The sequence below is a fragment of the Amycolatopsis heterodermiae genome (assembly GCF_034929455.1).
Classification (GTDB): Bacteria; Actinomycetota; Actinomycetes; order Mycobacteriales; family Pseudonocardiaceae; genus Amycolatopsis; species Amycolatopsis heterodermiae.
This window is the reverse complement of sequence record NZ_JAYFSI010000019.1, coordinates 77,697-101,744: the sequence shown is the minus strand read 5'-3', so window position 1 is coordinate 101,744 and position 24,048 is coordinate 77,697. Positions and strand designations below refer to the sequence as shown.

Annotated in this window: 25 protein-coding genes and 1 pseudogene; 11 read left to right on the top strand and 15 right to left on the bottom strand. The window is 71.4% G+C overall.

The annotated features are described in order from the left end of the window. Window positions 1-303: 303 nt before the first annotated feature. Genes VA596_RS46635 through VA596_RS46625 form a run of 3 tightly spaced genes read left to right on the top strand, consistent with a single transcriptional unit; the run spans window position 304 to window position 3,352 of the window. Window positions 304-1,311 carry an alpha/beta hydrolase gene (locus tag VA596_RS46635; protein ID WP_323336775.1) on the top strand — a complete coding sequence of 336 codons (1,008 nt, stop codon included), beginning with the start codon at window positions 304-306 and terminating at the stop codon, window positions 1,309-1,311. Beyond that, entirely contained in the window at window positions 1,308-2,141 is an 834-nt protein-coding gene (locus VA596_RS46630; protein WP_323336773.1) for an SDR family NAD(P)-dependent oxidoreductase, read from the top strand. The genes VA596_RS46635 and VA596_RS46630 overlap by 4 nt, the downstream gene beginning before the upstream one ends. Beyond that, window positions 2,138-3,352 carry a glycosyltransferase gene (locus VA596_RS46625; protein WP_323336772.1) on the top strand — a complete coding sequence of 405 codons (1,215 nt, stop codon included), beginning with the start codon at window positions 2,138-2,140 and terminating at the stop codon, window positions 3,350-3,352. The genes VA596_RS46630 and VA596_RS46625 overlap by 4 nt, the downstream gene beginning before the upstream one ends. A gap of 54 nt (window positions 3,353-3,406) precedes the next feature. On the opposite strand, the gene VA596_RS46620 is transcribed toward VA596_RS46625, so the two are convergent. Both VA596_RS46620 and VA596_RS46615 read right to left on the bottom strand, forming a co-directional pair. Continuing rightward, on the bottom strand, window positions 3,407-3,730 hold the full coding sequence (locus tag VA596_RS46620; RefSeq protein ID WP_323336771.1) for a transcriptional regulator: 324 nt from the start codon (window positions 3,728-3,730) through the stop codon (window positions 3,407-3,409). Then, the gene (locus VA596_RS46615; RefSeq protein WP_323336769.1) at window positions 3,727-4,509 is read right to left on the bottom strand and encodes a hypothetical protein; all 783 of its coding nucleotides are present in this window, start codon (window positions 4,507-4,509) and stop codon (window positions 3,727-3,729) included. The genes VA596_RS46620 and VA596_RS46615 overlap by 4 nt, the downstream gene beginning before the upstream one ends. Before the next feature lie 69 nt (window positions 4,510-4,578). Between VA596_RS46615 and VA596_RS46610 the strand changes: the two genes are divergently transcribed. Continuing rightward, complete coding sequence (locus VA596_RS46610; RefSeq protein WP_323336766.1) at window positions 4,579-4,992, top strand: RidA family protein; 414 nt, start codon at window positions 4,579-4,581, stop codon at window positions 4,990-4,992. Window positions 4,993-5,482: 490 nt separating this feature from the next. Here VA596_RS46610 and VA596_RS46605 read toward each other — a convergent pair whose 3' ends face one another. The 3 genes from VA596_RS46605 to VA596_RS46595 form a co-directional block, all read right to left on the bottom strand. After that, window positions 5,483-6,475, bottom strand: a complete 993-nt coding sequence (locus tag VA596_RS46605; protein WP_323336765.1) for a YdcF family protein — start codon at window positions 6,473-6,475, stop codon at window positions 5,483-5,485. A 102-nt stretch (window positions 6,476-6,577) separates the two neighbouring features. After that, window positions 6,578-8,137: a catalase gene (locus VA596_RS46600; RefSeq protein ID WP_323336838.1), complete on the bottom strand. Its 1,560-nt coding sequence runs from the start codon at window positions 8,135-8,137 to the stop codon at window positions 6,578-6,580. Next, complete coding sequence (locus tag VA596_RS46595; RefSeq protein WP_323336764.1) at window positions 8,098-8,535, bottom strand: Fur family transcriptional regulator; 438 nt, start codon at window positions 8,533-8,535, stop codon at window positions 8,098-8,100. Before VA596_RS46595 ends, VA596_RS46600 begins: the two co-directional genes overlap by 40 nt. Before the next feature lie 107 nt (window positions 8,536-8,642). On the opposite strand from VA596_RS46595, the gene VA596_RS46590 reads away from it, so the two are divergent. Next, window positions 8,643-8,996, top strand: a complete 354-nt coding sequence (locus VA596_RS46590; RefSeq protein WP_323336762.1) for a DNA polymerase ligase N-terminal domain-containing protein — start codon at window positions 8,643-8,645, stop codon at window positions 8,994-8,996. On the opposite strand, the gene VA596_RS46585 is transcribed toward VA596_RS46590, so the two are convergent. From VA596_RS46585 to VA596_RS46550, 8 genes are all read right to left on the bottom strand, one after another. Then, the gene (locus VA596_RS46585; protein ID WP_323336760.1) at window positions 8,993-9,601 is read right to left on the bottom strand and encodes a TetR/AcrR family transcriptional regulator; all 609 of its coding nucleotides are present in this window, start codon (window positions 9,599-9,601) and stop codon (window positions 8,993-8,995) included. The genes VA596_RS46590 and VA596_RS46585 overlap by 4 nt on opposite strands. 35 nt (window positions 9,602-9,636) lie before the next feature. Next, window positions 9,637-11,046: an MDR family MFS transporter gene (locus tag VA596_RS46580; RefSeq protein ID WP_323336758.1), complete on the bottom strand. Its 1,410-nt coding sequence runs from the start codon at window positions 11,044-11,046 to the stop codon at window positions 9,637-9,639. Window positions 11,047-11,114: 68 nt separating this feature from the next. Next, window positions 11,115-11,819, bottom strand: coding sequence for a DUF998 domain-containing protein (locus VA596_RS46575; protein ID WP_323336756.1), 705 nt, complete (start codon window positions 11,817-11,819; stop codon window positions 11,115-11,117). 130 nt (window positions 11,820-11,949) lie between these two features. Beyond that, on the bottom strand, window positions 11,950-12,816 hold the full coding sequence (locus VA596_RS46570) for an NAD(+)/NADH kinase (RefSeq protein WP_323336755.1): 867 nt from the start codon (window positions 12,814-12,816) through the stop codon (window positions 11,950-11,952). Between the two features lie 28 nt (window positions 12,817-12,844). Next, window positions 12,845-14,320 (bottom strand): flavin-containing monooxygenase, encoded by a 1,476-nt coding sequence (locus tag VA596_RS46565; RefSeq protein WP_323336754.1) that lies wholly within the window; start codon window positions 14,318-14,320, stop codon window positions 12,845-12,847. Next, window positions 14,317-15,168, bottom strand: a complete 852-nt coding sequence (locus VA596_RS46560; protein WP_323336753.1) for an SDR family NAD(P)-dependent oxidoreductase — start codon at window positions 15,166-15,168, stop codon at window positions 14,317-14,319. The genes VA596_RS46565 and VA596_RS46560 overlap by 4 nt, the downstream gene beginning before the upstream one ends. Further along, window positions 15,152-16,042: an alpha/beta fold hydrolase gene (locus VA596_RS46555; RefSeq protein ID WP_323336751.1), complete on the bottom strand. Its 891-nt coding sequence runs from the start codon at window positions 16,040-16,042 to the stop codon at window positions 15,152-15,154. The genes VA596_RS46560 and VA596_RS46555 overlap by 17 nt, the downstream gene beginning before the upstream one ends. After that, complete coding sequence (locus tag VA596_RS46550) at window positions 16,039-17,334, bottom strand: cytochrome P450 (RefSeq protein ID WP_323336749.1); 1,296 nt, start codon at window positions 17,332-17,334, stop codon at window positions 16,039-16,041. The genes VA596_RS46555 and VA596_RS46550 overlap by 4 nt, the downstream gene beginning before the upstream one ends. 97 nt (window positions 17,335-17,431) lie before the next feature. Here VA596_RS46550 and VA596_RS46545 point away from each other — a divergent pair, with 97 nt between their 5' ends. Then, a complete protein-coding gene (locus VA596_RS46545; protein ID WP_323336748.1) occupies window positions 17,432-18,019 on the top strand; it encodes a TetR/AcrR family transcriptional regulator in 588 nt (195 codons plus the stop codon). Here the strand turns inward: VA596_RS46545 and VA596_RS46540 are convergent. Then, window positions 17,997-19,061, bottom strand: a complete 1,065-nt coding sequence (locus tag VA596_RS46540) for an amidohydrolase family protein (protein WP_323336747.1) — start codon at window positions 19,059-19,061, stop codon at window positions 17,997-17,999. The two genes, VA596_RS46545 and VA596_RS46540, sit on opposite strands and share 23 nt — an antisense overlap. A 59-nt stretch (window positions 19,062-19,120) precedes the next feature. On the opposite strand from VA596_RS46540, the gene VA596_RS46535 reads away from it, so the two are divergent. The 4 genes and pseudogenes from VA596_RS46535 to VA596_RS46520 all read left to right on the top strand — a co-directional run bounded on the left by VA596_RS46535 (window position 19,121) and on the right by VA596_RS46520 (window position 22,211). Next, window positions 19,121-19,663, top strand: coding sequence for a TetR-like C-terminal domain-containing protein (locus VA596_RS46535; protein WP_323336746.1), 543 nt, complete (start codon window positions 19,121-19,123; stop codon window positions 19,661-19,663). A 36-nt stretch (window positions 19,664-19,699) separates the two neighbouring features. Continuing rightward, window positions 19,700-20,095: a cupin domain-containing protein gene (locus VA596_RS46530; protein ID WP_323336745.1), complete on the top strand. Its 396-nt coding sequence runs from the start codon at window positions 19,700-19,702 to the stop codon at window positions 20,093-20,095. Window positions 20,096-20,243: 148 nt separating this feature from the next. Further along, window positions 20,244-21,066, top strand: a pseudogene (locus tag VA596_RS46525) (acyl-CoA dehydrogenase family protein); the annotation flags it as partial. Window positions 21,067-21,167: 101 nt separating this feature from the next. Then, complete coding sequence (locus tag VA596_RS46520; protein WP_323336837.1) at window positions 21,168-22,211, top strand: alcohol dehydrogenase catalytic domain-containing protein; 1,044 nt, start codon at window positions 21,168-21,170, stop codon at window positions 22,209-22,211. A gap of 22 nt (window positions 22,212-22,233) precedes the next feature. Here the strand turns inward: VA596_RS46520 and VA596_RS46515 are convergent, their stop codons facing one another. Next, window positions 22,234-23,208 (bottom strand): SEFIR domain-containing protein, encoded by a 975-nt coding sequence (locus tag VA596_RS46515; RefSeq protein WP_323336744.1) that lies wholly within the window; start codon window positions 23,206-23,208, stop codon window positions 22,234-22,236. 220 nt (window positions 23,209-23,428) lie between these two features. Between VA596_RS46515 and VA596_RS46510 the strand changes: the two genes are divergently transcribed. Then, complete coding sequence (locus tag VA596_RS46510; RefSeq protein ID WP_323336743.1) at window positions 23,429-24,046, top strand: TIR domain-containing protein; 618 nt, start codon at window positions 23,429-23,431, stop codon at window positions 24,044-24,046. The last annotated feature ends 2 nt before the right edge of the window (window positions 24,047-24,048 follow it).

Genomic DNA, 24,048 nt, shown 5'->3' with positions numbered 1-24,048 from the left:
AAACGACCTTGGTCTACAGGGCGTGAGCTGCGGAATCGTCGGAATAGCACCGGTGAACTGGGGTGTTACTCGCGAGTACGCCCACCATGATCACGATGGGTGACCGGCGGCTCACCCGCGCGGGGGAGGGTGGCGATTTTTTGTTCGTCCGCCATTCACATTGTCCGGTCCGATCGGCGGCGAGACAATTGCCGATCGGGCCCGGGGTCCTCTAGCTTGTGCGCACAACCGGACCGTTTTCCGGGTGATCGCCGTCACTTTTCGGATTCGATCGATCGACCGGTGAAAGGAATACGTATGCGCATGAAACGTTTGGCGCTGCTGACCGCGCTGAGCTGTCTCCTGTCGGGCGTTGTCGCGGCACCGGCCCGGGCGGACGTGCCCGACGCGCGCGCCGACGACGGGTCCCACGTCGTCGCCGAGACCACCGTCGGCGGCGATCCGCGGACGGTGGACCTGACCGTGCGCTCCACCGGCGTCGGCGGCTACGCCATGGTCCGGCTGATCCTGCCGACGGACTGGGCCGCGCACCCGGACCGGACGTGGCCGGCCGTCTACCTGCTGGCGGGGGAGACGCGGCTGCAGGACTACCGCGGCTGGAGCGCCAACACCGACATCCGGCAGCTCTCCGACGACGCCGGTGTGCTGGTCGTCATGCCCGGCGCCGGGCCGGCCGGCTTCTTCAGCGACTGGTGGAACTACGGCAAGGACATCGCCCTCAACCAGTGGGAGACGTTCACCGCGGTCGAGCTGCCGCAGCTGATCGACCGGGGTTACCGCGGGGACGGCCGTCGCGCGGCGGCCGGGCTCTCCCTCGGCGGGTACGGCGCGATCGAACTCGCCGCGCGCCGGCCCGGGCTGTTCCGCTACGCCGCGTCCTACAGCGGGAACCTGAACCCCACCGGTCCCACCGGCGAGCTGCTCACCGACGCCATCGTGACGTCGGCCAAGCTCGACCCCGAGGCGCTGTGGGGCGACCGTCGCCGGGAGTCCGCGCGCTGGGAGGCGCACGACCCGCTGGTGAACGCCGGCCGCCTGCGCGGCACCGAGCTGTACCTCTCGGCGGGCAACGGGCTGCCGGGCCCGCTGGACGGCAAGCTCCCGATCGACGTCCTGCCCGGCGCGATGCTCCTGGAGTTCCTGTGCGGCGGCCAGACCACCGCGATGGCCGGGCGGCTGCGTGCCCTCGGCGTCCCGGCGACGGTCGACCTCTACGGCCCGGGCACGCACCAGTGGGCGTACTGGCAGGAGCAGCTGCACAAGACGTGGCCCCGCATGCTGCAGGTGCTCGCGGCGGGGGTGGTGTCGTGACCCGGCCGTCCTACGTGGTCACCGGCGCGTCCTCCGGCATCGGCGCGGCCTGCGTGGCCGAGCTGGTGCGGCGGGGCGCGCACGTGTGGGCGAGCGTGCGCACCGACGTCGACGAAGAGGAACTCGTGTGCGCCTACGGCGACGCCGTGACGGTGCTGCGGATGGACCTGCGCGACGCCGCCTCGATCGCCGAGTGCGGGGCGCGGGTCGTCGCCGGCGGGCCGCTGCGGGGGCTGGTGAACAACGCGGGCCTCGCCCGCCCCGGTCCGCTCGAATACGTTCCCCTGGACGCCTTCCGCGAACAGCTCGACGTGAACGTCACCGGTCAGCTCGCCGTCACCCGGGTGATGCTGCCCGCGCTGCGCGTCGCGGAGACGCCGCGGGTGGTGACGGTCGGCTCGATCGGCGGGCGGGTCGCCGGGCCGATGATCGGGCCCTACCACACGTCGAAGTTCGCCCTGGTCGGCTTGACCGACAGTCTCCGCGCCGAGCTCGCGCCCGAAGGCATCGACGTCGTGCTGGTCGAACCCGGGGCGGTCGCCACCGCGATCTGGCCGCGGGCCCGCGAGGCGGCCGAGGAGGTGCGCGCGGCGTTGCCCGAAGCGGGCCTCGTGCGCTACGCGGCCCAGCTGGCGTCGGCGGAACGCAGTGCGGCGCGGTCGGCCCGCGCCGGGGTGCCGCCGCGGCGGGCCGCGCAGGTCGTCGTCCGCGCGCTCACCGCCCGGCGGCCGGCGCCGCGTTACCTGGTCGGCACCGATGCCCGGGTGGCGGCGGTGCTGGCGAGCCTGCCGTTCCGGCTGCGTTACCGCCTGACCGCGGCGAAACGATGAGCCGCCTGGTGGTCGTGATCGCGCCCGGCTCGCGCGGTGACGTCCAGCCGTGCGTCGCCCTCGGCCGGGGTCTCACCGCGGACGGCGATCGCGTGCGCGTGCTCGCCGCGCCCGCCTTTCGCGCGCTGGTGGAGGAGCACGGCCTCGAGTTCGCGCCGCTGTCGGCGGATCCCGGTGAGATCCTCGGCTCGGCCGCCGGGCAGGCGTGGACCGCCGGCGGGCCGCTCACGTTCGTCGTCCGGTTGCGCGAAGTGCTGCGGCCGGTGCTGGACCGGCTGCTGGCCGACGTCCACAGTGGAGCGTCCGGGGCGGACCTGGTGCTGGCTCCGACGCTCGGCTTCCTCGGCGCGCACCTCGACGTCCCGGACGTCGAGCTGCACTACCAGCCGAGCGTGCCGACCCGGGCGTTCCCGCACCCGCTGCTGCCGTGGGCCGGGCGGCTGGGGCCGTGGGGCCGCCGGCTGAGCTTCGGCGCGGTCGACACGCTCGCCTGGCAGCTGCTGAGGTCCACTGTGGACCAATGGCGCGTCGAGCGGCTCGGCCGGCGTCCGGCCGGGGTCCGCGGGCCCCGGCGGGCATCCCCGGTGCTGTGCGGTTTTTCCGACGCCGTCGTGCCCCGGCCGCCGGACTGGCCGCCGCGGGTGCACGTCACCGGCTACTGGTTCCTCGACGCGCCCGCCGGCTGGCGCCCGGACCCGCGGCTGCGGGACTTCCTCGCCGCCGGTCCACCGCCGGTGTACGTCGGTTTCGGCAGCATGCGCCCGGCGGAGGCCGAGCGGACGTTCACCGCGGTCCGCACGGCCCTGCGGCGGGCGGGCCTGCGCGGCCTGCTCGGCACGGACACCCCCGTCGACCCGGCCGACGACCTGCTCCCGGTCCGCGACGTCCCGCACGCGTGGCTGTTCCCCCGCACCGCGGCGGCGGTCCACCACGGCGGCGCGGGCACGACGGCGGCGGCGCTGCGGGCGGGCGTCCCGGCCCTGGTCTGCCCGGTGTTCTCCGACCAGCCCTACTGGGGCGACCGGGTGTCCCGCCTGAGCGCGGGCCCCCGCCCGCTCCCGCTGCGCGACCTCACCGCGGACACCCTGACGGCGAGGCTGGAGGAACTGACCGGCAACCCGCTGTTCCGCCGGGGAGCCCAGTACGTCGGAGCGCGGCTGCGAGCCGAGGACGGCGTGGCCCGGGCGTGCTCGGTGCTGCGGGAGATCTAGGTCCGCGGCGGAACCTCGTCGACAGGATCCCCTTGCCGGCGCTTCAATGCGACATTAGACGGTCCGCCGCCGGGCGCCCTCGACCGCGGCCACCAGTGCCCGTAGTGCGGCCAGTTCCGCGGCGAGTGCCTTGCGGCCCGCCGGGCTGATGGAGATCCACGTGCGGGGTCGCTTGCCCTCGTAGCCCTTCTCGACGTTGATCAAGCCCGCCTCGTCAAGGATCGTGACGTGGCGGGAGAGGTTGCCCGCTGTCATGTCCAGCGTCCGGCGCAGATACCCGAAGTCGACCTGCCCGGCCTCGGCGGCGATGGTGAGGATGCCGAGCCGGTGGCGCTGGTGCACGGTCTCGTCGAGCCTCGCGGCGGGGTGGTCGCTCACGCGCGAGCTCCCCGCTCGTGGAACCACGCCACGGCAGCGCCGACGAGCAGCACGAGCCCCGGTACCACCGTGTTCGTGAACACGTTCTGCACGGTGTGAAGATTGGCCAGCACAGCGGCGGTGGCGAAGACACCGCTGAGCACGCCCAGCACCCGGCTCCGCTCCAGCCACGCCAGCCCGATCAGGCCGAGCGCGATGGTGACCAGTGGGGCATAGGGCCGCACCGGCGCGAACCGGAGGTCGAGCGCGCCCAGCGCAACCAGGCTGGCCAGCACCGCGGCGGCCGTGGTGGCGGCGCGCGCGGCCCGGCTCTCGAAGGTGGATCGCAGCCACAGGACTCCGACGAGCACCGCGGTGGCGATGACCATGACGGGCACCGCGAAGGACGGCTCGGCGTACGGCGAGCGCTCGACTCGGTAGGCGAAGGACTCCACCACCGGCAAGCCGAACGAGATCGCGACGACGCCGACGAAGCCGATGGCGAGGTAGCCCCGGATCGGCGTCCGCACGCCGTGGCGCGTGCCGCGGTAGAGGTACCAGCACGCCGTGGCGAGGAACCCGCCGACCACCGCGACCAGCCAGTACCGCTCGAGGGGAGTGCCGAACCAGACGATGCCGGCACCGAATCGGGCCGGGCCGGCGGATGGCCACAACGGGGCGAGCAGCACGAGCACGCCGAACAGGAGCAGCGGCGGCACGTACGCGTGCCGGTCCGCCCGGGTCCGCGTCTTGAGCCGGGCCATCTCGTCCAGCAGGACGGCCGGTGGCAGGTCGGTCATGCACCCCCCGTAACTAGTTTATTTAGCAAACCAGATCCGGCGGTGAACCTATCATGCGATCATGGCCCTATGAAGCCACGCCGCTGGAATCCCGAGGACGTCGCGCCGCCGTTGGGGCGTTACAGCCATCTGGCCGAGGTGCCGCCCGGGCACCGGCTGGTGTTCGTGTCGGGGCAGCTCGGCGTCCTTCCGGACGGGAGCCTCGCCGGAGCGGACGCCGAGACGCAGGCGCGGCAGATCTTCGCCAACCTCGAGGCCCTGCTCGCCGCGCAGGGCGCCGGGCCGGAGCACCTGGTGAAGCTGCTGACGCTCGTCGCGGGCACCGAGCATCTGCCCGGCTACCGCGCGGCGCAGGCGGAGGCCTTCGCGAAGTGGTTCCCCGACGGCGACTTCCCGGCCCAGTCGCTCGCCGTGGTGGCGGCGCTGGCCGGGCCGGACTACACGGCCGAGGTGGAAGCCGTCGCGGCGGTGCCGGCGCCGTGACGCCCGCGGACCTGCTCGCCGAGCGCGACCACGTGCTGGTGGCGTTCGACGGGCCGGTGGCCGAACTGCCGTCACCGGCGCCGCTCGCGGACCGGCTGCGGGTACTGGTGTCCGAGGGATGGCGCCGCACACTGGCGATCCCTCGCGTACGCGGGGGAGGGCGGCGCACGCTCTGCCGAGTCTGTCCGAGATCGAACTGGCCGCCACGTCACGGCCGGCCCCCCGGAGTGACGGCAATGGCCAGGTGCGGGCACCTGCGTCACGCTGTGGGCAGCCAGGCCGTCGCGGCGATTCGGTGGTTCTTGGTCCTGCACGAGCGGGCCGACCGGGTGCGGACCATCGCGGTATGCACCGGCCCGGCTCCCATCGGCGCCTGACTTGGTCACCGCTGCGGTGGGAGAACAGGCCGTGCCGGTGAAGTAGTACCTGATCACCGGCCACGCGCGGCGCTACCTCGCCCGGGCGCGAGTTCGTGGCTCGAAGGACTCGGCTAGACGATCGCCAGCGTGACGCCCGCGCCGGTGATCAGCACGCACGCCGCGATCGTCGTGCGGCGGTAGTGCAGGATCAGCGCCGCGAACTCGCGCAGCAGCGCGCTCGGCAGGAAGTACCGCGCGGTGGGGGAGCCGGTCGCGTGGATCGGCAGGCCGAGGCGGCGGCATTCCACGGCCGTGCGGAAGACGTGGTAGTTGCTGGTCACGGCCAGCACGCGGCCCGTCCGGCCGGCCTGGGGGAGCAGCGCGGCCGACAGCCGGAGGTTCTCCTCGGTCGTCGTCGCCTCGTTCTCCAAGCGGATCCGGTCCTCCGGGACGCCGCGCTCGCGCAGGTAGCCGTGCATCGCCTCGGCCTCGGTGACGCTCTCGCCCGGGCCCTTCCCGCCGGAGACGACCAGCAGCGGGCGCGCGGGTTCCCGTTCGTAGAGCCGGATCGCGCGGTCCAGCCGCCCGGCCAGCAGCGGCGGCACGCGGTCGCCGGCGAGCCCGCAGCCGAGGACGATGATCGCCTCGACGTCGCGGTGGCGCCCGACCCGGCTGTACAGCACGGAGTAGACCAGCAGCGACACGAACAGGAACCCGAAATAGCCGGTGAGCACGATGGCGATCGCCACGAGCGCCGTGCCCCACCGGCCGAGCGGGGCGAAGAAGAGCACTTCGAGTGTGATCAGGCCGAGGCCGAGGGCCAGCGAAAGCAGGTTTCCCTTGCTGCGGCCTTCCTTCCGCCACATCTGCGCGCCGTTGAAGAGCAGCGCGGCAGGCAGCACCAGCGCGACGACCACCGCGATCGCCGCCAGCAGCACGGCGACGATCGGGGTCAGCCACTCCAGGTGCAGGGCCTCACGCAGCAGCCAGGCGCCGGTGAGCAGCAACGCGACCCCGAGCCAGACGGCGTTCCCGAGCCTGCGCGGTTCGCGGGCGAGCCGGATCAGGAAGACGAGCAGCGCGACACCGGCGGCCAAGGGCAGCGCGGCTCCGGCGAAGTTCACCCGGCCTCCCCTGACTGTTCCCCGAGGAAGCCAACGTAGCCGAGGGACATCGGGGCCGCGAACCGGGGCGAGTCACCTGAGAGAGTGACTCGCCCCGGGGCGTCAGGCCTTCTTCTGCATGCTGGACCGCGCCGGGTTCGCCTGCTTGGCCGCCTTCGGGTCCTTTTCGTCGGCCTTCGCGCGGACGCCCGACTCGATCCGGTCGCCGATGTCCTTGTCCACGTTGCGCCAGTAGTCGAAGGCGCGCTGCAGCACCGGCTCGGTGACGCCGTTGAGCAGGTGGCCCACGACGTTGTCGACGAACCGCTCACGGCCCGCGTCGTCGAAGACCTCGCGGATCATGGTGCCCGCCTGGCCCCAGTCGTCGTCCTCCGCGCGCAGCGTGTACGCCGTGCGGACCATGTCGCCGTCGGTGTGCCAGCCCGCCGGCTGGCCGTACTTCGCGACGTCGGCGTGCGGGCCGCCCTTCGAGTTCGGCGCGTACACCGGGTCGGCGACCTTGGTGTAGCGCATCGCGCCGTCCTTGCTGTAGCTGTGGACGGGGGACACGGGCGCGTTGACCGGCAGCTGCTTGTAGTTCGCGCCGATCCGGTAGCGGTGCGCGTCCGGGTAGGAGAACAGCCGGCCCAGCAGCATCTTGTCCGGGCTCGCGCCGATCCCCGGCACCAGGTTGCTCGGCTCGAACGCGGCCTGCTCGATCTCGGTGTGGTGGTCGGTCGGGTTCCGGTCGAGCGTCATCCGGCCGACGTCGATCAGCGGGTAGTCGGCGTGCGGCCACACCTTCGTGAGGTCGAACGGGTTGAACCGGTAGGTCTTGGCGTCCTCGAACGGCATGACCTGGACCTTGAGCGACCAGGAGGGGTGGTCGCCGGCCTCGATCGACTCGTACAGGTCACGCGTGTGGTAATCGGTGTCGGCGGCGGCCATCTGGTCGGCCTCGTCCTGGGTGAACGTCTCGACGCCCTGGTCGGTCTTGAAGTGGTACTTCACCCAGAAGCGTTCCCCGCCGGCGTTGACCCACATGTAGGTGTGCGAGCTGTAGCCGTTCATGTGACGCCAGGTCCGCGGGATGCCGCGGTCGCCCATCAGCCACGTCACCTGGTGCGCCGACTCCGGCGACAGCGTCCAGAAGTCCCACTGCATGTCGTGGTCGCGCAGGTTGTTGTCGGCGCGGCGCTTCTGCGAGCGGATGAAGTGCTGGAACTTCAGCGGGTCGCGCAGGAAGAACACCGGGGTGTTGTTCCCGACCATGTCGTAGTTGCCTTCGCTGGTGTAGAACTTGATCGCGAAGCCGCGCGGGTCGCGCCACGTGTCGGGGCTGCCCCGCTCGCCGGCGACGGTGGAGAACCGGATCAGCAGGTCGGTCTTCGTGCCGGGCTGGAACACCGCGGCCTTCGTGTACGCGCTGACGTCGCCGGTCACCTCGAACCGCCCGAAGGCGCCACTGCCCTTGGCGTGCGGCTGCCGCTCGGGGACGCGCTCGCGGTTGAACTGCGCCATCTGCTCGATGAGGTAGTTGTCGTGCAGCAGGATCGGGCCGTCCGCCCCGACGGTGAGCGAGTGTTCGTCGCTTTCGACCGGGATGCCGGCATCGGTGGTGGTCGGTTCGGGTTGGGTCTGCGTCACTGCGGTCCTCTTCCTTCGTGGTGGTTCGCGGCACATCCGGGGCACAGGCCCCAGTACACGACTTCCGCCTCGTCGACGGCGAAGCCGTGGGCGGCCTCCGGGGTGAGGCACGGCGCGGCGCCGACCGCGCAGTCGACGTCCTCGGTCCGGCCGCACCCCCGGCACACGACGTGGTGGTGGTTGTCCCCGGCTCGCCGTTCGAACCGGGCGGGGTGGCCCGGCAGTTCGATCCGCCGGATCAGGCCGGCCTCCGTGCACGCGCCCAGTACGTCGTAGAGCGCCTGGGTGGACACGGAGTCCAGCAGGGTGCGGACGCCCGTGCCGATGGCGTCCACAGTGGAGTGAGGGTGCTCCGCCAGCCACGTCAGCACCGCCCGCCGGGGCGCGGTTACCCGCAGACCCGCCGCTCGTAACATGCCGGCCGCATCGCTCATGACTCCCCACCGTGCGCCTCTTTCTGGATCCGGTCAAGTCCACGGAAGGACGGTTTCGAAGGGGTGAAAACGGGTATGCGCTTCGAAGTTCTGGCATCGTTGGAGGAGTGAACGAGCAGCGTCCGGCGTTCGTGCTGCACGAGCACTGGCGGCCCCGGCACCACTTCGACCTGCGCTTGGAGGAGAACGGCGTGCTGCGGTCGTGGGCCGTCCCGCGTGGCCTCCCGCCGTCATCGGGCACCAACCGGCTCGCGGTCGCCGTGCCCGACCACGCGATGGACCACCTCGGCTACGAGGACGAGCACAAGTCGATCGCCGACACGGGCTGGTGGGAGGAACACGACCGCACGGACAAGCGAATGCTCTTCACATTGCACGGCCGCGAAGGAGACGTCCGTTACGCGCTGATCAATACCGGCCGCGACTGGCTGCTGCACCGGACCAAGGAACAGCCCGCCTAGCCCGGCAGTCCCTTTTCGATGAGCGTGAAGCAGGCGTCGATCCAGGTCGCGGCGCCGTCGTCGGGGATGTGGCCGCGGACGTCGGAGCTGGTCAGCACGCGGAACGGTGTGATCAGCAGCGCCGCCGCCGCGCGTGTGGCCGGGTCGGACGGTGAGCTGCCGGTCTCCGCCGCGAGCGTGGCCGCGAGGCGCTGCTCGTAGCGTTCCCACATCAGCTGCAGGCGGCTGTGCAGGGCCGGGTTCTCGCCGATCAGCCGGGCGAACGCGACGATGCCCCCGTCGTCGTCGCCGGGCACCGTCCCGTCGATCAGGTCGTGGGCCAGCAGGCGGATCGCTTCGGCGGGCGAGGTGCCCGCCGGACGGTCCGCCAGCCGCTGCTCGATCTGGCCGAGCAGGGAGAACTCGTCGGCGAAGACGAGGTCCTCCTTGCTGTCGAAGTAGACGAACAGCGTCTTCACCGACACGTCGGACGCCCCGGCGACCTCCGCGACGGTCACCTGGTCGAAGCCGCGCTCCCGGAACATCCGCTGGGCGTTGGCGGCCAGCGTCTCCCGGGTCAGGCGCTTCTTGCGCTCCCGCAGTCCTTCGCGCGGCTCCTCGGTCATGCCCTCACCATTTCACAGGCGGCGAAGCGAGACGATCAGTACTCGGGCGCGTCGGTCCTGCCCTCGGCGATCTCGAGCATCTCCTCCGACAGCGGCTTCTCGCGCATGACCAGCGCGAGCACGAGCATCACCGCCGCGATCGGGACGGTGCTGAGGAAGACGACCGAGAAGCCGTGCGCGGTGGCCGCGCCGGCCGCGGTGAGGACCGCGCCGAACACCGCCGCGCCGAACCCGCCGCCGACGCTCTTGAAGAAGTTCAGCGCACCGGTGGCGACACCCAGGTCGCGGTGCTCGACGGCGTTCTGCCCGGCCAGCAGCGAAACCTGGACGAAGAAACCGATCCCAGCGCCGGCCGGCACCAGCGCCACGATCAGCCACAACGAGGACGGCGCCGCGGCGAGCCACGCCATCGACGGGCCGACCAGCAGGGCCCCGATCACGGGGTACAGCTTGTACCGCCCGGTCTTCGCGATCACCGGCCCCGCCACCGCGGTCGCCGCGACGAGCCCGGCCAGCAGCGGGATCACGTACAGCCCCGCGGTGAACGCCGAGGAGTGCCGCACGGTCTGCAGGAACAGCGGGACGTAGAGCATCGCGACGAACAACACCAGCGTCGAGAGGAAGAACTGGACGGCCGAGATCACGAAGACGCCGTTGCGGAACATCGGCAGCGGGGTGATCGGCTCCGCGGCCCGGCGTTCGGCGAGGACGTAGCCGGTGAGCGACAGCACGCCGACGGCGATCAGCGCGAGCACCGGCGTGGTCGTCCAGCCCCGGTCCGGCCCGAGCGTGGCGACCAGCAGGACGGCCGTGGTCGCCACGGTGACCAGGACGCCGCCGAGGACGTCGGCCCGGCCGCGGCCGGCGGGCTTCGGCAGGTTCAGCCGCGCGGCGATGACGACGATCGCGACGACCCCGACCGGGATGTTGACGTAGAAGATCCAGCGCCACGACAGCGCGTCGGAGAACAGTCCGCCGAGGAACGGGCCGGCGATCAGGGCGAGCGTCGCGACGACGCCGAGCAGTGACTGGTAGCGGCCGCGTTCCCGGGCCGGCACGACGTCCCCGATGATGGCCATGACCAGCGAGTTCAGCCCGCCACCGCCGATGCCCTGCAGGGCACGGAAGGCGATCAGCAGGCCGAGCGAGTTCGCGGCGCCGGCGAGCACCGACCCGGCCAGGAAGATCACGACCGACAGCAGGAAGACCGGTTTGCGGCCGTGGAGGTCGCCGAGCTTGCCGAACAGCAGGGTTGTGACGGCGCTGGTCAGCAGGTAGGCGGTGGCGATCCACGACGCGCCACCGACGTCGCCCAGGTCGCGGGCGATGCTCGGCAGGGCGGTGGCGACGATCGTCTGGTCGAGGTTGGAGATGAACAGCACGAGCATCAGCGGGACGAGCAGCACCCCGACGCGGGTGCTCCTCCTGGTCGCGAGGTCGGGCACGGCGGGCTCCTTCGGCATCGAACTTCAGCGATGCTCAAAGGTAACTCACTTACACTTTGTGGCGGCGACTAGTGTGATGCAGGCAATAACGAAAGTGACTTACGTTTTGTCGGCGTGGTCGCCGCCCGGTGCGCCCAGACGCCGAGGACGGCCAGCAAGGCGATCTCCAGGACCATCATCAGCCGTTCGACCAGGCCGGTGGCCACGGTCGGGAGGTGACCGCCGAGCACGACGTTCACCGCGAACGGGACGATGAACGGCAGGTAGAACGGGATCGCGGCCAGCGCCAGCCGCCGTGACCAGGTGGCGAAGCGGCGCCAGCGCGGGTCGTCGCGGTGGCGCCGGCCGAGCGCCCAGCCGACGACCGGGAGGCTCAGGCACGTCACCGCCGAGGCGTAGAGGTGGATCTTGCCGGTGGTGGTGATCGCCCCGCCCTGTGGGTCCTTCGCGAAGATCGCCACCGTCAGCAGGCTGACGCACCAGAGCGCCTTCGCCGCGACCAGCGCCGGGTTGGCCAGCAGGCCGCGGCGGTACAGCGCGACCAGCAGCAACGCCGAGCCGGTGCTGGTGAGGATCAGCGCGCCGTCCCACATCCAGCGGCCGGGGACCAGGGCGTAGTCGCTGAGCATCGCAGTGACCGGGTCGAGCGGCGCCAGGCTCCGGTCGAGGTGCAGCACGGCGAGCAGGACGACGGCCGCGGCGAACGCGGCCTGCGCGCCGGGCACGAGCAGCCGGGCGCGCAGGGAGGGACGGATCGGTGCGGGGGACAGCATGCGTGGGAACACTCCGGGGGCGCTCAACAGGTTCAGGCGAAGTCGGCGACGCTACCCGTGACCATTCCGTGACCATCGCAGACACACCCGCGCTGTGACGCACCCCACTCGCGACCGGCTGTCGGCGGTCCTAGTGGTCGCCGTCCTGGGGGATCTCCGCCGAGTCCGTCAGGCGCAGCTTGCGCCGTGCGCGCTGGTAGAACGTCGTCATCCCGAGGCGGACCACCCGGGCGGCGCTCGGGCGGCCGCGCAGGTCCAGGCGGTCGCCGGGGGAGACGTAGCCCGCGACCTGGCCGTCGACCTCCACCGCGAGGCGGCCGCTCGTCGGCAGGACCTCCAGCGCCACAGTGTCGTGCACCGACAGCACCACGCCCCGGCTGTAGGCCGAGTGCGGCGCCGCGGGCGTCACCAGCAGCGCCTCCACCGACGGGCTCGTGATCGGGCCGCCCGCCGAGAAGCTGTACGCCGTCGAGCCGGTCGGCGTCGCGACGATCACCGCGTCCGCCGAGTAGCTCACGAACGGCTGGCCGCCGACGCGGACCGCGACGACCGCGCTCCCGTCGCCCGGCACGCGCACCACGGCGATGTCGTTGAACGCCGTGATCCGCTTCCCGTCGAGCACGGCGTCCACGGCGAGCCGCGGCTCCACGGTGAACTCCTGGCCGTCGATCGCCGAAAGCGCGCCCGGCAGGTCCGGCACGTCGACCTCGGCCAGGAACCCGAGCTTGCCCAGGTTCACGCCCAGCACCGGCGCGCGCTGCCCGTCGGCCAGCCGCATGGCGCGCAGCATCGTGCCGTCGCCGCCCAGGCTGACCAGCAGGTCCGAGCGCCGGCCGAGCTCCTCCGACGTCACCCCGATGGCGGCGCAGTTCAGCCGCACGATTTCGTCGGCGATGCCGAGGATCTCGATGCCGCGGTTCCCGGCCCAGCCGAGCACCGCCTCGACGGCGGCCGCGGAGTCACGGCGGGGGTGCAGGACCAGGCCGGCGCTGTGCATCAGCGGGCCAGGGAGCGCGAAGGCGGCGTCATGCGCCCAGTCTGCCCGCTCGGGCGGGCCGCCGCGAGAACCGGAGCGCGCCGTCGTCGATCCGGCCGTGCCGCAGCTTGACGACGTCGTGGGCGTAGCTCATGCCGAGTGTCCACGGCGCCCGCGAACCGGCCTTCGGGAACTCCTCGATGGACCGCAGGACGTACCCGGCGTCGAAGTCCAGCAGCGGCCGCTCGGTGACGGCCGGGTCGTCGTTCACCGGGACGGCCTGGTCGTTGCCGGTCCGGTCGAGGTGGCGCAGCAGCCGGACGACGTACTCGCCGACGAGGTCGGCCTTCAGCGTCCACGACGCGTTCGTGTAGCCGATCGTGAACACGAAGTTCGGCACGCCGCTGAGCATCATCCCCTTGTACGCCATGGTTTCCGGCAGTTTGACGACGTGGCCGTCGACGGCCAGCTCGATGCCGCCGAAGGCCAGCAGCCGCAGCCCGGTGGCGGAGACGACGACGTCCGCTTCCAACTCGCCGCCGGACTCCAGCCGGATCCCGGTCTTCGTGAAGCCGGCGATCCGGTCGGTGACGATCGAGGCGTCCCCGTGCTTGATCGAGCGGAACAGGTCGCCGTCCGGCACCAGGCACAGCCGCTGGTCCCACGGCTGGTACTTCGGCTTGAAGTGCGTGTCCACGGCGTAGCCGGGCGGCAGCTGCTTCATCGCGGCCTTGCGGATCATCGCCTTGACGACGCCGGGACGGCGGCGGCTGAGCTGGTAGATCAGCGTGCTGACGGCGACGTTCTTCCAGCGCGCGATCGGGTACGCCAGCTTCGGGCCGAGCAGGCTCCGCAGCCGGTTGGCCAGCGCGTCCTCCGAGGGCAGCGAGAGGATGTAGGTGGGGGAGCGCTGCAGCATGGTGACGTGCTCGGCGCGGTCGGTCATCGCCGGGACGAGCGTCACCGCCGTCGCGCCGCTGCCGATCACGACGACCTTCTTGCCGGTGTAGTCGAGGTCCTCGGGCCAATGCTGCGGGTGCACGACGGTGCCGCCGAACTCCTCGACGCCCGGGAACTCCGGGGTGTGGCCGCCCTCGTAGTCGTAGTAACCGCTGCACAGGTAGAGGAACTTCGCCGTGAACCGCACGGGTTCGCCGCCGTGCGTGGCCTCGACCGTCCACAGTGCGTCCTCTGTGGACCATTCCGCGCGGACCACCTTGTGCCCGAAGCGGATGTGCCGGTCGATGCCGGCCTCGGTCGCGGTGTCCCGGACGTACTGCAGGATCGACGGCCCGTCGGCGATGGCCTTCTCACTGGTCCACGGCCGGAACCGGTACCCGAGGGTCTGCATGTCCGAATCGGACCGCACGCCGGGGTAGCGGAACAGGTCCCACGTGCCGCCGATGGCTTCGCGCGCCTCGAGGATCGTGTACGTCTTGCGCGGGAACGCGGAATGGAGGTGGTGGGCGGCACCGACACCGGACAGGCCGGCCCCCACGATCAGTACGTCGACGTGCTCGGTCATTTCACGGCCTCCGTCTGCCGGGCACGCATGCGGTTCTGCAGGCGCGAGAGCACGGCGTGGTAGTGGGTGGGGGTGACGCGGGTGAGCGCGTCGAACAGGTGGGCGTCCGGCCCGACCAGGATACGGGCCTTGCCGCGGTCGACGCCCGTGTGGATGATCTCCGCGGCCCGTTCGGGGGACGTCATGGTCATCGCCTCGAACTGCGCAGCCATCTCGTCCTTCGTGCGCCCTCGGCCTTCGGGGTCGCGCCGCATCCGGGCATTGCGCGCGATGTTCGTGGTGATCCCGCCCGGGTGCACGGTGATCGCGCGGACGCCGGTACCGCGCAGCTCGTGGCGCAGCGACTCGGTGAAGCCGCGGACGGCGAACTTCGCCGCGCAGTAGGCGCTCTGGTACGGCATCCCGGCCAGGCCGAACACGCTGGACGTGTTCACGATCGCGCCCTCGCCCTGCTCGGCGAGGATCGGCAGGAACGCCCGCGTCCCGTGCACGACCCCGCGGAAGTTGATGTCGTGCAGCCAGTCGTCGTCCTCGGGGACCGCGTCGAGCACGGTCGACGTCACCGCGACGCCGGCGTTGTTGAACACCGCGGCCAGCGGCGCCGGGAGCCATGCGCGGACCTCGCCGGCGAACCGGAGCTGGTCGGCGGCGTCGCGGACGTCGAGGACCCGGGTCAGCACCGGCCCACGCAGCCCGGACGCGGTGGCCTTCAGCCCGGCTTCGTCGACGTCGGCCAGCGCGACGGGGGAGCCGAGCGCGGACAGGCGCGTGGCCAGGGCCCGGCCGATGCCGGACGCCGCGCCGGTGATCACCACCGGCCGGCCGGTGAGGCTACGGGGCCGTGACATCGCTGCTCCTCGCGTGGCCGTCGATGAGGTCGAGCAGGTGCGGCCAGGCGCCTTCGGGCAGGTCGTGCCCCATGCCGGGGACGGTTTCGAGGCGGGCGCCGGGAATCGCGCGGGCGGTGGCGGCGCCGCCGGTGGGGTGCACCATCCGGTCGCGGTCGCCGTGGATCACCAGAGTGGGCGCGGTGATCTTACGCAGCCACGCCGTCCGGTTGCCGGACTTGAGGATCGCGCCGAGCTGGCGGCCCACGCCGCCCGCCGTCGGGTCGCGGTCCCAGCCCGTCCCGGCCCGTTCGCGCACGTGGGCCTCGTCGAACGGGAAGCCGTGCGAGCCGATGTGCCGGAACATCTTGACGGCGCTTTCGACGGCCTCCTCACGCGACTTCGGTGGCTTCCCGCCCATCAGCCGCAAGGTCGAGAACGCCGGGCGGCCGAGCAGGCGCGACCCGGTCGTCGACATGATCGACGTCAGGGTCCGGACCCGCGCCGGGTGCAGCGCCGCGACCGACTGGGAGATCATGCCGCCCATCGACACGCCCGCGAGGTGCACGCGGTCCAGGCCGAGCGCGTCGAGCAGGCCGACGGTGTCGGCGGCCATGTCCTTCAGGTCGTACTGCTCCGGCGGGAAACGCCCGGCGAACATCGCGGGCAGGCTCGACGGCCGGAACCGCGGGTGCGTCGAGCGTCCCGCGTCGCGGTTGTCGAAGCGGACGACCTGGAACCCGCGCCCGGCCAGTTCGGCGCAGAACGCGTCGGGCCAGCTGTGCAGCTGCTGGCCCAGCCCGGCGACCAGCACCAGCGGCTCGGCACCGGTGTCCCCGATGCGTTCGTACGCCAGGGAAATCCCCCGGCCGACGTCGGCGATCTGCTCGTTCACGCGATCCCTCCCCGGCGGCGCACGACCGCGCGCCCGCCTTTGGCCGGAGCGTAGGCGACGCCCCGGGAATGCCAGCGCTCGTCCGCCTCGGTGGTCGGCTCGAGCGTGAAGTCCCGCAGCAGGGTACGCAGGACGACGGTCATCTCCATGGTCGCGAACGCGGCGCCGAGGCAGCGGCGCGTGCCGCCACCGAACGGGATCCACTGGTAGAGATCCGGTCGGGCGCCCTCGAAGCGGTGCGGGTCGAACGTCGCGGCGTGCGGGAAGAGCGCGTCGTCGTCGTGGATCAGCGCGATGCTGACGAGCACGACGTACCCCTTCGGTAGCGTCCACCGGCCCAGCTGGAAGCCGTCCTGCTTCACCTGCCGGGCGGTGAGGTCGATGACCGGGCGGGTGCGCTGCACCTCGAGGATCGTCGCGTCGAGCAGCTTGCCGTCGTCTTCGGCCAGTTCTTCCAGCAGCGCCGGGTGACGGCGGAGGCGCTCGACGGCCCAGGCCAGCGTCGTCGCCGTCGTTTCGTGCCCGGCGGTGAGCAGCGTGAGCAGCTGGTCGGCGATCTCTTCGCGGCTCAGCCCGGAGCCGTCGTCGTAGCGGGTCTGCAGCATCATGGACAGGACGTCGTCGCCGTCCGGGCGGGCCTTGGCGATCAGGCGGTCGACGATCGCGTCGTACTCGCGCCGCATCCGCTCGAAGCGGCGCCACGGGTTCCAGCGGCCCTTCTTGGTGATCGGCAGCACGGCCAGCCGCGAGCCGAGCGTCACGAACGGCGGGAGCAGGGCGCGCAGCTCGGCGAACTCGGCCCCTTCGGCGCCGAACACCGCGCGGAGGATGGCGTTGAGCGTGATCCGCATCATCGACGGCAGCGTCGCGAACGCGCGGCCTTCCGGCCAGGTCGCCAGCTCCCGGACGGTCTCCTCCTCGACGATCTTCTCGTACGCGGCGAGGCGGCGGCCGTGGAACGGCGGCACCAGGAGCTTGCGCTGCCGCCGGTGCTCCTCGCCGGAGAGGGCGAACAGCGACCGCGGGCCGAGCACCCGCCCGAGGTTGACCTCCTGGTTGTCGACCAGCTCGGCCCCGGCGGTGAACAGCTGCTTGACCTCGGCCGCGCCGCTGATCACGACGGCGTGGCCGAAGATCGGCACGTTCACCGTGAAGGCGTCCCCGTACTTCTCCCGCAGGCGGCGCATTCCCCGCAGCGGGCTGGCCAGCGCGTAGGCACCCTGAACGGCGCGGGGCACCGTCGGCCCCGGTGGCAGCGTCGCGGGGCCTGGTGGTCGTGTCACGGTCGTCATCGACTCTCCCGACTGGTGGTACGCGAGCGTACCGTCGGTACGGTACGCCGGGGTACCATCCGGTTTCAAGAGGATCTCGCGTCCGAGGAGGTATAGCGTGACCACGGTGACGACGGTGGACACCGGCCAGTTCCGGCAGCGGCTGCTCGACGGCCTGGCCGCCTCGATCACCGAGACCGGGTTCCGCGAGACCACGGTCGCCGACGTCGTCCGCCGCGCCCGCACGTCCCGCCGGACGTTCTACGAACACTTCTCCGGCAAGGAGGAGTGCTTCATCGCGCTGCTGGCCGACGCGAACCGGGACATGATCCGGCAGATCTCCGAGGCCGTGGACCCCGGCGCGCCCTGGGCCGAGCAGGTGCGGCAGGCGATCGAGGCGTGGATCGCCTGCGCGGAGGCCGAACCCGCGATCACGCTCAGCTGGATCCGCGACGTCCCCGCGCTCGGCGCCACGTCGCGTGGTCTGCAGCGCGAGGCGATGGAGGGGTTCATCGCGATGACGCAGCGGCTGACCGACACCGCCGAGATGCGGGCGGCGGGGATCAAGCCGCCGTCCCGGCAGCTCGCGATCATGCTCCTCGGCGGGTTGCGCGAGCTGATCGCGACGACCGTCGAAGACGGCGGCCGGGCCGGCGACGTCACCGAACTCGCGGTGCGCGCGTCTATCGCCCTGCTGGGTCCTTGACCTCGGTTCCGGCGCACCAGACGCGGGTGATCGCGCGGGTGGCCCGGATGTCCGCGAGCGGGTCGCCGTCGACCAGGACCAGGTCCGCGCGCAGGCCCGGCTGAATCGCGCCGCGGTCGCCGAGCCCGAAGTGCTTCGCGGGCAGGACGGTCGCCGCACGCAGGGCGTCCACTGTGGACAGGCCGGCGTCAACGAGCAGTTCGAGTTCGTCGTGCAGGCTCGCGCCGTGGGCGACCTTGGCCGGCACGCCCGGCTCGTTGTTGGCGTCGGTCCCGGCGAGGACGGGCACCCCCGCGCGGTACAACGCGGTCACCGAGGCCTTGGCGCCTTCGTAAAGCTGGGGTCGCCCGGCGGTCGCGGACACGCCCTTCATCATGATCAGGGTCGGCGCGACGATCCCGGCTCGGGCGACGTCGTCCGCCGTGATCGGGGCGCCCAGCGGGGCGTGCGTGAGGACGTCGACGCCCGCGTCCAAGGCCATCGTGTAGGCGCCGGCGGAGGTCGCGTGTGCGACGACCAGCAGCCCGGCCTCGTGCGCGGCCTCGGTGAGCGCGCGGGCGGCGGGCAGCTCCGGGCCGCCGCCACCCGGTACCTCCAGGACGATCTTCAGGTAGTCGGACCCCGCCGCGACCCGGGCGGCGACGAAGTCCTTGGCCTGCCCGGGGTCGGTGACGACGGCTTCGGCGGGCATGCCGGGGATCCGGGCGTGCATCCCGCCCGGCCCGATCGCCGGGACGCCGGCGCTGCGGATGTCGGTCAGCCCCGGCTGGTTCCGCAGGGAGGCGAGCAGGTCGGCCGAGAAGGTGGCCATGTCGAGGCCGGTCGTGACGCCGTGGCGCGCCAGCTGTTCGAGGCTGTCGCGGCCGTGCAGGTGGATGTGGGCGTCGATGAGACCGGGCAGCAGGACACCGCCGCCGCCGTCGATCTCCCGGGCGCCGGCCGGGTCGTCCCCGATGGTGGCGCCGTCGATCACGACGGTGCGCGGCTCGGTGAGCCCGGAGCCGTCGAAGACCCGGACGTTCGTGACGGCTGTCCTGCTCATGTGACACTCCCCGATAAGGAACGGTATCGTTCACTAAGCACGGTACACGGAGGAGGGCGATGCCGGACACACGGCGGCGGGGCGACGACCTGGTGCGGGCGATCTACTCGTCGGCGCTGGCCGAGCTGGCGGAGTCGAGCTTCGAGGAGCTGAGCTTCGAGAAGATCGCCCTGCGCGCCCGCACCGGCAAGGCGGCGCTCTACCGGCGCTGGTCGACGACCGCGGACCTGGTGCTGGACGCCCTGACCGACCCGGCCGCCGGCTTCGGCGAGACCCGGCCGCCGCGCACCGGCAGCCTGCGCGGGGACCTGATGGTGCTGCTCGGCGGCTTCGCCTGGATCCTCGACGAGCCGCACGGCCGCGCGCTGGTCCAGCTGATCACCCAGCGGCAGCGGCACCCGGCGCTGTTCGAGCGAGTCCGCGAGCTCGTGTTCCGCCCGCGCCAAGAGCTGATCCAGGAACTGCTGGGCAAGGCCGGCACCGCCCGGCTCGCCGCGGTCGGCCCGCGCCTGGTCCTGGTAGCCCACATCGAGTCCGGCCCGGTATCGGAGGCAGAGGTCGAGGCGATCGTCGACGAGGTGCTGCTGCCCTTGGTCGGCTAGGTTCGGAAGCCATGGAGAGTGACAACATGCCAGAGCGTGTTCGACGTCTTCGCGGAAGCCGCGGCGCTGCCGGAGACGGCCGAGACGATGTTGGTGGACAAGTATTTCGTCGACAAGGCTTCGGCCAGCGCCCGGATCTTCCGGATCTACCGCGAAGTCCCACTGCACTACCACGAGGAGTGCGACGAGCACCTGTACCTGCTGAGCGGCCACGGCACGTTCCACCTCGACGGCGAGGAGTTCGAGGCCCGGCCGAGCATGTTCTTGGCCTTCGAGCGGCGCAAGATCCACGGCTTCCCTCGCGTCACGTCGGAGCCACTGGTGGTTTTGGCGATCGACGTGCCTCGCCGCCGGCCGGACGACATCGTGTTCGTGGACCCGGCGGCGGGTGACGCGAAGAGCTTCATGGCGCGCAACGCCGAGGGCGATTGACCGGGTTCCCCCGCGGACGTCCGTTGACTCCCACGGAGCGTCACGGTGTACTCGGGATCATGGACGGCAGCCCCTTCACCCGCTGTACCGCCTGACCCATCCCATTCCGAACACGGCGGTGGCGGCCAGACCTGGGAAACCGCCTACCTTCTTCTTCGGCGGCGCTGTCAACCCGCGCAACTCCGACCTCACCATCACCGAAGACGGCGACGACATCGTCTACAACGGACACAAGTCGTTCTCCACCGGCAGCAAGGTGTCCGACCTGACCGTGCTCGAAGGCATTCTCGAGGGGACCGAGGACCACGTCTTCGCGATCGTTCCGTCCAAACAGGACGGAATCGTCTTCCACGACGACTGGGACAACCTCGGCCAGCGGCTCACCGAGTCCGGCAGCGTCAGCATCACCGACGTCCGGGTGCCCTGGGCGAGCGCGGCCGGGTACGTCGACCGGAAGTTCCACCCGCTCACGTACAACACGCTCAACGTCCCGGCGATCCAGCTCGTGTTCACCAATTTCTACCTCGGCATCGCCCAGGGCGCCCTCGAAGCCGGGCTGACCTACACCCGCGAGCGGACGCGGCCGTGGCCGTACGGCGGTGACGACAAGGACGCCGCCACCGAGGAGTGGTACATCCTCGACGGCTACGGTGATCTCCAGGCGAAGCTGTGGGCGGCGGAAGCCCTCACCGACAAGGCGGGCGCGGCGATCTCCCGGGTGCTGCACGCGCCACGCGAGGAGCTGATGCCGGAGGCCCGCGGCGAGCTGGCCGTGCTGATCGCCGCGGCCAAGCAGCGCGTGATCGAAACCGGGCTGGAGATCGGGACCAGGATCTTCGAGCTGACCGGCGCCCGGGCGAGCGCGGCCAAGTACGGCCTGGACCGGTTCTGGCGCAACCTCCGCACCCACTCGCTGCACGGCCCGGTGGCCTGCAAACGGCGTGGTGCCCGAGCCGATCTGGTACACCTGAGCCGCAGTCTCATATTGCGACAGCCGGGCGGCCGCCACCGTCCTACGTTCGGTGGGCGGCCGTGCCCGGACGCGGGTGCCGGGCGGTCGCCGGAGGCGACGATGAAGGCGCTGGTCTACCACGGTCCGGGCGCGAAGGCCTGGGAAGACGTCCCGGACGCGGTCGTCCAGGAGCCGACCGACGTGGTCGTGCGCGTCGACACGACCACCATCTGCGGCACCGACCTGCACATCCTGCAGGGTGACGTCGCCGCGGTGACCGACGGCCGGATCCTCGGCCACGAAGCGGTCGGCACGGTGACGGCGGTCGGCGACGCGGTCCGCGCGTTCAAGACCGGCGACCGGGTGCTCGTCCCGGCGATCACCCAGTGCGGCCGTTGCGAGTACTGCGGCCGCGGGATGCCGTCGCACTGCCAGACGGTCGGCGGGATCGGCTGGATCTTCGGCCACCTCATCGACGGCACCCAGGCGGAGCTGGTCCGCGTGCCGTTCGCGGACACGTCGCTGTACGCGGTCCCGGACGACGTCACGAACGAGCAGGCGATCTTCCTGGCCGACTCGCTGCCGACGGGCTACGAGGTCGGCGTCCTTGCCGGCCGCGTCCGCCCGGGCGACACGGTGGCGGTCGTCGGCGCGGGCGCGGTCGGCCTGTCGGCGATCCTGACGACCGGCCTGTGGGGCGCGTCGAAGGTGATCGCGGTGGACTCCAACAAGTTCCGCCTGGAGAAGGCCCTCGACTTCGGCGCCACGGACGCGATCGAAGCCGGCCCGGACACCCGCGCCGACGTACTGGCCATGACGGACGGCCTCGGCGTCGACGTCTCGATCGAGGCGGTCGGCTACCCCCAGACCCTGCAGACGGCGGCGTCCCTGGTCCGCCCGGGCGGGCGCATCGCGAACATCGGCGTCCACGGTGTCCCGGTCGAGCTGCCGATGCAGGAGATGTGGATCCAGAACGTCACCCTGACCATGGGCCTGGTGGACACGGTCTCGATCCCGACGCTGCTGAAGATGGTCTCCTCGGGCCGCATCCCGGCGGAGAAGATGGGCACGCACACGTTCACCTTCGGCGAGCTGGACGAGGCCTACGAGGTCTTCGCCAACGCAGCGGCCAACTCGGCGCTGAAGGTCGTCATCACGCCCTGACGGCAGGCGGGGCGGTTCGGCGTCAGGTCATCGTCGGATCGCCCCAGGCCAGCTCCGGTGGCCGCCCCGCCCGGGGCCGCACCTGGACGGCCGCCCCGCCGAAGGGTGAGGCCGTGACGCCGGGACGGGCCATCTCCAGCCGCAGCCGCAACGCTCCCGTGACGTCGAGGTCGATCGTGGCCGGCTTTCCCCTCGCCACCTGGTGCTCGGACTTCGGGGCGCCGTCGAGGAACACCTGGAAGTGTCCGACCTGGAACGGGTCGGCGGCATCGTCGAGCACCCCGACGACCGCGGTCAGCCGCTGGTAGAGCCCGCCGAGGTCCATCTCGACGTACCCGCCCGGGCCGGTGGCGCGCGCGGTGGGCCGCAGCACGATGCTGTCCTCGTACCGGATCCCGTCGATCACCGCGCTGCCCCGGCGGATCCCGGCGCTGCTGGCGAGCCACGGCAGCTCCCCGGCGGGTACCTGCTTGGGTTCCTGCGAGCCGCCGAGCCACTCGCCCCGGCGGGGCATCGAGTACTGACCGTGGCCGGTGATCGCCGAGAGCAGGTCGGAGATCCCCTCTCTGGTGAACTCGTCGACGTGATACCGGGTCGTCGAGTAGCCGTTGAGGAAGCTCGGGATCTCCTCGACCGAGCGCCCCGGAAGGATCACCGGCAGCACGCGCTCGGTCTCCTTGCGCAGGTCCCGGGTCAGGTTGTTCCGGATGATCGCCGTCTCGAACTGCGCACCGCGCCCTTCGTCGGCTGCGGCCTCGCCGTCGGCCCGGCGCTTGTAGTCGGGCGAGGCGACGACCAGGATGAAGTCCGCCTCGTTCAGCTGCTCCACGGCCCACAGGGACCAATCGCGGCGCACGTTGTCGTACCAGGTGTCCACGTGCACATCGAGACCGATCACCCCGCGCAGGAACGTCGCGAACCGGCGTACCAGTTCCTTGTGTTCGGGGGTGTCGTGCGAGTAGGTGACGAACACCCGTGGCGCCTCGCGGTCGGTCATCGACGGTCCTCCAAGGGTACGGGTCGGTGATTCACCGTTCCGGCGATCGATCTCCCGGAAACATTTCCCCCACGCTCGAATCGAGTCGCAGGCCAGTCGTCTATCCATTTTCTGAAGATTTGTCAAGGCGCCGTTGGTGATCAATCGGATCGGTGGCCACTAATTGTCCACAATCTGTCAGGTTTCTCGTCTACTTCGCCGCTGTGGATCGACCTAGGCTGTGATCCGCCTGGTGGGGAGCGGTGAAGGAGCGGCGGCACGCGTGTACCAGTACGACGTCTTCATCAGCTACCAACGTACCGCCGGGGACATAACGGCGTGGGTCCGGAATCATTTTCACCCACGCCTGACGGAAGTGCTCGACAACAACCGCTACGAGGACGTCCGGATATTCTGTGACGACCAGGTCCGCACGGGATCGAGCTGGCCGGCGGAACTGCGTTCGGCGCTGCTGCACACCCGCCTCCTGGTGCCGGTCTTCTCCCCGAAGTACTTCCGGGACGAATGGTGCCTGGCGGAGTGGTATTCCATGGCGGAGCGGGAGCGGCTGACCGGCCGGCACGGCCCGCGAGGGTTGATCTACCCGGTGATCTTCTGCGATTCCCGCAGTTTTCCCGCGTGGGCCCACGAGCGGCGCATGCGTGACCTGCGGCAGTGGAACCACCCGTTCGAGCACTTCCAGACCGCGCCGGCCTACCTCGACTTCAACCAGCAGATCAAGCAGATCGCCGAGGAACTGGAGGATCTCATCGAGCGGGCGCCGGCGTGGCGGAACGACTGGCCGGTGCTCACCCCGGAACCGGAACCGCCCGCGCCGGCGCGGATGCCGAGGTTCTGACG